The organism is Acidiphilium sp. JA12-A1, from assembly GCF_000724705.2.
Taxonomy (GTDB): Bacteria; Pseudomonadota; Alphaproteobacteria; order Acetobacterales; family Acetobacteraceae; genus Acidiphilium; species Acidiphilium multivorum.
On sequence record NZ_JFHO01000102.1, the window covers coordinates 1 to 6,021 of the forward strand.

The window sequence follows — 6,021 nt, forward strand, 5'->3', positions numbered from 1 at the left end:
CGATCCGGGCGGCGACGGCCCAGCCGCCGGAGGCGCCGGGCGCGCGGCGGGCGAGTTCGGCGAGGCGGGCGCCGCGCAGGCCGCGGCCGGGGGCGAGCAGCGAGACGGCTTCGAGCAGGTTGGTCTTGCCGGCGCCGTTCGGCCCCGCGAGGGCGACGACCATGCCGCCGGGCTGCCAGTCGAGCCGGGCGTAGGAGCGGAAATCCGTGAGGCGCAGGGACTCGATCCGCAGCGGCGCGGCGGGATTCACGGGGCTGCCGGGGATCGTCATCGCGCCCTGATAGTCGAGGCCGGTCGTTCCGGCCAGATGGCGCTCACGCGCCGGGCGGCGGGCGGCTGACGCGGTAGGGCACCACGCCACGCTCGGCGGTGCCGACATCGATCGTGCCGTCGATCGGCGGCATGGCGCGGTGGCGGCAGGCGACGCGCGGGCAGGAGCGGCAACCGGGGCCGATCGGGTCGATCGCGCCGGGGCGGTCGAGATCGAGCCCGGCGGCGTAGACGATGCGCGGCGCGTACTGGATCTCGCAGCCGAGGCCGACCGCGACGGCGCGCGGGCGCGACAGGTAGGACGTGCCGCCGCCGCCGACCGTGCGGGCGATGCTGATATAGGTGGTTTCGCCCGGCGGCTGGGCGAGCTGGACGGAGATTTTCCCCGGCTGCGAGAAGGCCTGGTAGACGTTCCAGAGCGGGCACGGGCCGCCGAAGCGGTCGAACCGGAAGCGGGTGGCGCTGCTGCGCTTGAGCACGTTGCCGGCGGTGTCGGTCTTGAGGAAGAAGAACGGAATGCCCTGGGCGCCGGGGCGCTGCAGCGTGCTGAGCCGGTGGCAGACCTGCTCGAAGCTCGCCTGGAAGCGGATCTGCAGGCGCTGGATGTCGTATCGTTCGGCCTCCGCCTCGGCGAGGAAGGCGGCGTAGGGCATGATCAGCGCGCCGGCGAAGTAGTTCGCGAGGGCGACGCGGGCGATGCCGCGCGCGGCGTCCGACGAGACTTTCGCCCGCTCGATCAGCCGCGAGATCAGCCGGCCGTGGCTGAGCAGGCCGATCACGTGGGCGAGCGAGAAGCGGCGGGTTTCGAGGCGCATTTCCTCGGCGATGAGGAGGCGGCGGTTGCGGCGGTCGATCTGCCAGAGGATGCCGTCGGGGAGGAGATTGGCCGAGGGAACGACCTCGATCCGGTGACCGGCGGCGAGATGGCGTTCGAGGGCGGCGGAATCGGGGCCCAGCGTCGCATGGATATGCGCGGCGAGGCGCTCGGCCGCGAGGTCGATCTCGTGGAAGTAGTTCCGCTCGGACTGCACCCAGTCGCGCACCTCGTCATAGGGCGGCAGCGGGCCCGGTTCGTCGCGGCCGAGGGCGGGATCGCGCGCGAGGCGGGCCTGCTGGGCGCGATAGGCGGCGTAGAGCGCGATGAAGCGGCGGGCGAGTTCGGGCGTGTCGCGCACGGCGGCGCGGGCCTCGGTGAAGGTGAGGCGACCGGGGCCGAGGGCGGGGTCGAGCGCGGCTTCGAGCAGGTCGCCGGCGCGGCGGACCTCGTCATCGCCGGAGAGTTCGGCGAGGGGAATGCCGAGCAGGTCGCAGAGCGGCGCCGCGAGGCGCGGCGGCACGGGCCGGCGGTCGTTCTCGATCTGGTTCATGTAGCTCGGCGACAGGCCGAGGCGGCGGGCGATGTCGCGCTGCTGCAGGCCGCGCTGCTCGCGGATCTGCCTGATCCTGGCGCCGGCGAAGAGTTTGGGTTCGCGCAAAGGACGGTCCTCGGGCTCGGTCACGCCCCCTGCCCGCCCCGCGCGGCGGCCGCTCGGACGCAGCCTCCGGATCGCTAGCCGCCCCGGCGGGGGCCGTCAAACCGGCCGGCTGCGCTGGATCAATGACCGATCGCCCCGGCGGGTCTATCGCGGCCGGAGCGGAACGGCGGAGGAGCCGGATGAAGGCGCGTGGTGGCGTAACCCTGCTGTGTCTCGTGGTGCTGCTGGCCGGCTGCGCGCGGCCGCCGGTGCGGGCCGCCATTCGCCCGCCGGCGCCGGAACGCGCGGCGGATGCGGCGTTTCGCGCCGAGGTCGCGGCGGCAGCGGCGGAACTGGCCCGGGAGGTGCCGCGGGCGAGCGTGCCCGCGCCCGCGGCCGCGGCGCAATGGATCGCGGCGGCACGGCGCGGGCTGGCGGCGGCCGGGGTGGGTGTGACCCGGAGCCAGCTCATCGTCGTCGTCGATCGCAATCCGCGGGTCCAGCGTCTCTGCATCGTCGCGGCGCGGCCCGCCGGGGCGTGGGACGTGGTCGGGTGCGACGCCGTTTCAACCGGGCAGGCCGGGCGGCGGGGATACTTCATCACCCCGGTCGGCGTGTTTGCCCATACGACGGGCATTCTCGACTACCGGGCGCTCGGCACGTTCAACGAGAACCATATCCGCGGCCTGGGCCTGAAGGGGATGCGGGTGTGGGATTTCGGCTGGCGGGTCGCGGAAAAGGGCTGGCGGAGCGATGGCGAGACCGGCGAGATCCGGCTGCTGGTGCATGCAACCGACCCGGATTACCTGGAACCGCGCCTCGGCCAGACGGGCTCGCAGGGATGCGTGCGGATATCGGCGGCGATGAACCGGTTCCTCGATCGCCACGGCGTGCTCGACGCCGAACAGGAGGCGGCTTCCCGGGACGATGCGCGGATCGCGGCGACGCTGCCGGCCGACCGCGCCCCCTCGCCGCTCGCGGGCGAATTGCTGGTGGTGATCGATTCGACGGAGGGAGCCTGAGATGCCGTGGAGCGCGGAGGAGGCCGAACGCCATACGCACCGGGCGAACACGCCCGAATTGCGGGAACTCTGGGCGAAGATCGCCAATGAGTGCCTCGCGCGAACCGGGGATGAGGGGCGCGCGATCCGCGAGGCGAACGCCGTGATCGCCCGGCTTGCCCGGCAGGCGCCCCGGGGCTGAGGCGCGGGATCAGGCGGCGGTGATGCTGCTGCGGAACGCGAGGGGGTCGGCGATTCGCGGGAAAGGTTCCCAGGTCGAGCCGGTGCCGCGGACGATGACCGTGCCGTAATTGAAGAGCCGGCCGGCAATGGACTGCCGGACCTCGACGCTCTCGACCTTTTCGAGGCTCATTTCATGGGTGGTGCGGCCGAGGATGCCGCTCTTGTGGATGACCCGGCGGTCGGTCACCGCAAGTTCGGTGGACATGCGCCGGAGCCAGGCGACGAGGAGCAGCCAGCAGCCGAGGAGGAAGGCGGCGGCGGCGGCGACGTGCAGGTAGGTCGACGGCCGGCCACCGGCGAGGCCGCCGGCGATGATGAGCGCGAAGGCCAGGACCATGGTGACAATGCCGCGGAGATAGACGAACCAATGAAGATGCGTCCAGCTCATCACGGTTTCGTCGGGCAGCAGGACCTGCTCGATATAGCTCACGGACGATCTCCCGGTGCGGTGGGCCTGGCTGGCGCGCCCGCCGTGACGCCGGCCCGGGCCTCACGATATAGGTCATGTTGATCCGAGATCAGATCAACATGTCGTTCACGACGTTCACCCCCGAATCCACGTAACGCTCGGTTTCGACTTCGCGAGGGGTGCGAACGGCGACGTAGCAGACGCGGCCGGTGGCGGCAATCCGCGGGCGGGGACGCCGCACCCGTTCGGGCCGCCGCAATTGCGCATCGACGCCAGACGCCGCAGCGGGTAAAACCCCCTCATGACTCCGGAGCCCGAAGCCCCCGACGCGCCGCTGGCCTTCGCCCGATCCTTCGAGGCCGCGCTGATCGGCAAGTCGCTCGACGGCATCATCACGTCGTGGAGCGAAGGCGCCGAGAACCTGTTCGGCTATCGCGCGGACGAAATCATCGGGCGCTCGATCCATGTGCTGGCGCCGCCCGGGCGCGAGGCGGAAATGGACGAACTGCTGGCCCGGACGGCAAGGGGCGAGACCTTCGACCAGTTCGAGACCATCCGCCGGCGCAAGGACGGCACGCTCGTCCGCGTGCTGCTCACGCTCAACCCGGTGCATGATACGGAAGGCTGCATCGTCGGCATTTCCAAGATCGCGCGGGATATCACCGAGCATCGCAGCACCGAGGCCAGGCTCCGCTCGATCCTCGACACCGCGCCGGATGCCATCGTCGTGATCGATCCGCGCGGCACCGTGAGGTCGTTCAGCCAGGCGGCGGAGCGGATGTTCGGCTACGCCGCCGAGGAGGTCGTCGGCCGCAACGTGTCGATGCTGATGGCCGAGCCCCATGCCGCCGCGCATGACGGCTATCTCGCCCGTTACCTCGAAACCGGCGAACGGCGCATCATCGGCATCGGCCGCGAGGTGGAGGCCCGCCGGGCCGATGGCTCGACCTTCCCGATCGAACTCGCCGTCGGCGAGGTCGACCTGCCGGAGACGAGGCTGTTCACCGGCTTCATCCGCGACGCCAGCAAGCGCAAGCGGCTCGAGAACGACCTTGCCCAGGCGCAGAAGATGGAGGCGGTGGGCCAGCTTACCGGCGGCCTCGCCCATGATTTCAACAACCTGCTGGCGGTGATTTCCGGCAATCTCGAAATGCTGGAGAGCCATGTCGCCGGCGGCGAGGCGGCGGAACTGCTCGCCGAGGCCCGGCTCGCCACCGAACGCGGCGCCGAACTGGCGGCAAGGCTGCTCGCCTTCGGCCGGCGGCAGACCCTTCGTCCGCTCGCGATCGACGTGAACGAGCTCGTCGGGAAGATGGCGCCGCTGTTCCGTCGCACGCTCGGCTCGCCGGTCATGATCGAGACCCGGCTCGCCGCCGGGCTGCCACGCACCATGGCGGATCCCGGACAGATCGAGACGGCGCTGCTCAACCTCGCCCTCAACGCGCGGGATGCCATGCCCAAGGGCGGCCGTCTCGTGATCGAGACCGGCCTGCTCCATGTCGATGCCGACTATGCGGCACAACAGGCCGAGACCCTGCCGGGCGATTACGTGGTCCTGGCAGTGACGGATAGCGGGATCGGCATGAGCGCCGAAACGCGGGGCCGCGCCTTCGAGCCGTTCTTCACCACCAAGGCGGTCGGCGAGGGATCGGGGCTGGGCCTGTCCATGGTCTACGGCTTCGTCAAGCAGAGCGGCGGCCATGTGCAGATCTATTCCGAACCGGGCCTCGGCACCACGGTTCGCCTGTTCCTGCCGGCGATCCGGGCCGAAATGCCCGCCGCCGACGACGAGGCGGCCCCCTCCCCGCCGCCGGGCCGGGCGATCGTTCTCGTGGTCGAGGACGATCCCGCGGTGCGGCGCGTCGCGGAGCGCCGGCTTGCCCGCCTCGGCTATTCCACGATCGACGCGGCGACGGGTGCTGCCGGCATTGCGGCGCTGGAAGCCCATCCGGAAATCGCGGTGCTGTTTACCGATATCGTCGTAAGAGGGGCAAAAGGGTGGGTAACCCGAGTTCGACTTGGTCAGCAGGCCAACGATCGAGCAGGTGGCGGGAACGAAGAAATTGTCGCGGATACTGGTTAGGTGGGGCGGAGGCGGGCTCTGACGTAGAAGTCGAGCGGCGCGATGATCGCGGCCCCCACCACCTTGAACCTGCTACCCAGATAATCCCAGATCGCGATGCCAAGTTTGTCACAGGTCTTGGCGAGGCTCAGGAACGCGTCGCGGCAATCCCGGCCGGTCTCACTCCGGGTTCCGGCGCTGATCTTCCGCCGCGTGACGTGACCGCGGATGTCGTTTTCCGAACCATTGGTGTGGAGCGGGATTTCCGGCCGTTCCAGCACCATCAGTAGTTCGGCCTTGTTGGCGTGCAGCCGCGCCAGCAGACGGTCCAGCGTCACGAAGCCGGTGCGGCAGAGGAAGATACGGTCGAAGCGGGTCCGTAACGCCCGAGCCTGCCGCTTGCCCGGTTTTTGCTGGTACGCTTTGAGGTCCGCGTAAAAATCCCAGATCAGGCCACGAACCCGCGTTTGAGCGGCGCGATGCTGGTCGTTGAACGTGTCCAGTTTATGCACCAGCCGTTCCGCGTGGACCCAGCACAACGCGTGCCGGCCGATATTGAATTGTCCGGCGTCGTCGCTCAGA

7 protein-coding genes are annotated in these 6,021 nt (G+C 70.2%); 3 read left to right on the forward strand and 4 right to left on the reverse strand.

The annotated features are described in order from the left end of the window. Together RT91_RS16870 and RT91_RS16875 are read right to left on the reverse strand one after the other, a co-directional pair. Positions 1-271 (reverse strand): AAA family ATPase (locus RT91_RS16870; RefSeq protein ID WP_152982859.1); only part of this gene is annotated, 271 nt, incomplete at its 3' end. A 43-nt stretch (positions 272-314) separates the two neighbouring features. Continuing rightward, the gene (locus tag RT91_RS16875; RefSeq protein ID WP_011941621.1) at positions 315-1,769 is read right to left on the reverse strand and encodes a short-chain fatty acyl-CoA regulator family protein; all 1,455 of its coding nucleotides are present in this window, start codon (positions 1,767-1,769) and stop codon (positions 315-317) included. A 155-nt stretch (positions 1,770-1,924) separates the two neighbouring features. On the opposite strand from RT91_RS16875, the gene RT91_RS16880 reads away from it, so the two are divergent. Together RT91_RS16880 and RT91_RS16885 are read left to right on the forward strand one after the other, a co-directional pair. Further along, positions 1,925-2,746 (forward strand): hypothetical protein, encoded by an 822-nt coding sequence (locus RT91_RS16880; protein ID WP_035188627.1) that lies wholly within the window; start codon positions 1,925-1,927, stop codon positions 2,744-2,746. A 1-nt stretch (position 2,747) separates the two neighbouring features. Continuing rightward, positions 2,748-2,927: a hypothetical protein gene (locus RT91_RS16885; protein WP_013639530.1), complete on the forward strand. Its 180-nt coding sequence runs from the start codon at positions 2,748-2,750 to the stop codon at positions 2,925-2,927. A gap of 9 nt (positions 2,928-2,936) precedes the next feature. On the opposite strand, the gene RT91_RS16890 is transcribed toward RT91_RS16885, so the two are convergent. Beyond that, a complete protein-coding gene (locus tag RT91_RS16890) occupies positions 2,937-3,398 on the reverse strand; it encodes a PH domain-containing protein (protein ID WP_011941619.1) in 462 nt (153 codons plus the stop codon). A 280-nt stretch (positions 3,399-3,678) separates the two neighbouring features. On the opposite strand from RT91_RS16890, the gene RT91_RS16895 reads away from it, so the two are divergent. Beyond that, entirely contained in the window at positions 3,679-5,460 is a 1,782-nt protein-coding gene (locus RT91_RS16895; protein WP_240314336.1) for a PAS domain-containing sensor histidine kinase, read from the forward strand. Here RT91_RS16895 and RT91_RS16900 read toward each other — a convergent pair. Continuing rightward, positions 5,457-6,021 (reverse strand): transposase (locus tag RT91_RS16900; protein ID WP_035188628.1); only part of this gene is annotated, 565 nt, incomplete at its 5' end. The two genes, RT91_RS16895 and RT91_RS16900, sit on opposite strands and share 4 nt — an antisense overlap.